The organism is Bacteroidota bacterium (assembly GCA_034723125.1).
Classification (GTDB): Bacteria; Bacteroidota; Bacteroidia; order CAILMK01; family JAAYUY01; genus JAYEOP01.
This window is the reverse complement of sequence record JAYEOP010000366.1, coordinates 1-2,413: the sequence shown is the minus strand read 5'-3', so window position 1 is coordinate 2,413 and position 2,413 is coordinate 1. Positions and strand designations below refer to the sequence as shown.

The 2,413-nt window shown below is 31.5% G+C and carries 2 protein-coding genes; both read right to left on the bottom strand.

Features of this window, described 5'->3' with window-relative positions:
* Window positions 1–332: 332 nt before the first annotated feature.
* Window positions 333–1,529: an NADH-quinone oxidoreductase subunit D gene (locus tag U9R42_09835; GenBank protein ID MEA3496320.1), complete on the bottom strand. Its 1,197-nt coding sequence runs from the start codon at window positions 1,527–1,529 to the stop codon at window positions 333–335.
* Window positions 1,516–2,049, bottom strand: coding sequence for an NADH-quinone oxidoreductase subunit C (locus U9R42_09830; protein MEA3496319.1), 534 nt, complete (start codon window positions 2,047–2,049; stop codon window positions 1,516–1,518). Before U9R42_09830 ends, U9R42_09835 begins: the two co-directional genes overlap by 14 nt.
* Between the last annotated feature and the right edge of the window lie 364 nt (window positions 2,050–2,413).

The window sequence follows — 2,413 nt, the reverse complement described above, 5'->3', positions numbered from 1 at the left end:
GTGTTTTAGGGACTTTTTTATTTTTCTCGCTAAGACGCTAAGAACGCAAAGAGAATTTTTATATCTGTTTATCCATAACTTTCAACTTTTATCTTTTAACTCTAAGTATTTTAGGGACTTTTTTATTTTTCTCGCTAAGACGCTAAGAACGCAAAGAGAATTTTTATATCTGTTTATCCATAACTTTTATCTTTCAACTTTTATCTTTTAACTTTTATCTTTTATCTTTTAACTCTAAGTATTTTAGGGACTTTTTTTATTTCTCGCTAAGACGCTAAGAACGCAAAGAGAATTTTTATATCTGTTTATCCATAACTTTTATCTTTCAACTTTTATCTTTCAATTTCAGGTGGGCAAGTCTGTAACGAAACCATTATAGAATGCACATCTGCTACATTTGCATTTATCAACATTTTTTCTAAAAGAGAAACTGCATGTGTGTAACTTGGTCCTCTCAAATTAATTCTTCTCGGATATTTTGAGCCATCAGAAACCATATACAAACCGTATTCTCCACGTGATGATTCAGAACGATGATATGTTTCTCCTTTAGGAATTTCCCAGTGTAAAACGTTTGGTGTTTTAGCTCTCAGATTATTATTATCAGGAATTTTTGTTAATATCTGTCTGATTAAATCAACTGTAGTAATAAGGTCTTGCTTACGCATCAAATTCCTTGTATAAATATCAGAATCAGTAGCAGTTGGCACATCAAAATCCAATTCATCATATTTCAAATAAGGATCATCTTTTCTAACATCTCTTTTAAAACCTGCAGCTCTTGCATTTGGTCCAACAATTCCATATTTACTAACCCAAGAAGGATCAATAACTCCCACTCCTACTGTACGTTTCTTAAAAATAGCATTGGTAAAAATCAGGTCTTCTATTTTAATTATAAATTCATCAATTCCCTTTAAGTTATCTTCCATTCTCTCTTTAAAACCATCAGGTAAATGACCACGAACACCACCAGGTACAATGTACATGTGATAAATACGTCCACCTGTAAGTTCTGAGAATCTATCAAGTATCAAATCACGCAAATACATTCCCCACTGCCCACCAAGTCCAAGCGACAAAGTAGAAGCCTGACCGGGAACAGTACGTAAAAGCACTTGTAATCTTGCCATTTCTAAAGCTAATGTTCTGAGCCATAAAGCTGTTTCAGGAACTTCAATATTTGCCAAATCTTCAACACAAGAAGAATAAACATACTCATTTGAATCTGCTTCCGGCACACACATTCTGATGCAGGTAGCAAGACCTTTAAAATATATTCTTCTCTCGATTAATTTTTCAAAACCACGATGCAAATAACCGACATGTGTTTTTGCCTCGACAATTTCATCTCCACTAAGAGTTAACTCCAGAGACATATTTCCGGTTATTCCCGGGTGATTAGGTCCTTGCCAAATTTTTGTATATTTATGTGATGAAAGATCAACAATGGGATTAGCATTTTTATCCAATTCAGGATATTTCGATCTGTCAGCTTGCCAATTAAATATGTTATTATTTTTCTTCATCTGGATATAACTTTTTTTTCATGTATTCAGCAGGATCATTCGTTGTTCTACCTTCTCTAGGGAAGAATGTTTCTTCAGAATATTTTTTTGTATCAAAATCTCTTCGATATGGAGGAATATCATCCCAACCTTCAAGAATAAATGACTCATCTACTCTTGGACTTCCCGGGAAATCAATTCCAAACATTTCTTTTAACTCTCGCTGATAAGTAGCAACATGCTCCCACAAATGATGAGATGAATCCATAGTAGCTGTTTCCCTATCAATAAAAACTCTGATACCAATATCAATATTTTTATCAGGGTTATTCAAAATGTATGTTAATTGAAATTTATTATCTTCAATCCAATCAACTGCTGTTAATAAAACAAAATGTGAAAAACCTTCAATATCTTTTAAATGAGTAATTAAAGAAACTGCTTGTTCTTTTTTACAACTTAAAAATTTCAAATTATTTTTTTGATCTACTATATCGGAAATTTCAAATCTCGTTTTTATGTTATCAATAATTGTTTTCATTTTTTTTAAAATTTAGGCTATGATTAAGGTTAAGCAAAGGCTAAAGTTTTTTTTTATTTTTGATTCTATGGTTTTAATAATTGAATTTAACTCTTTTATAACTTCTTTACATCTTATTATTATTTCATAAATTAGGACAACAAGTTCCGATGACTTTTGCCAAACACTCATTTTCCGAAAATCATCATACTCCATATTTCCTTTTTTTTAAATTCATACATTCTCAATCTTATTCTCAATCTTATTCTCAACCTACCAATTATAATCAGGCATATTCCAATCCTTGATTATTTTTTTCTGATTTGCTTTATACCAATCAAACTTTTTGGCATATTCATTTGCTCCTTCTGCCCTGCCATCTTTT

Coding starts and splice junctions, on each gene's coding strand:
- U9R42_09835 (MEA3496320.1), bottom strand. CDS start 1,529: ATGAAGAAAAATAATAACATATTTAATTGGCAAGCTGACAGATCGAAA.
- U9R42_09830 (MEA3496319.1), bottom strand. CDS start 2,049: ATGAAAACAATTATTGATAACATAAAAACGAGATTTGAAATTTCCGAT.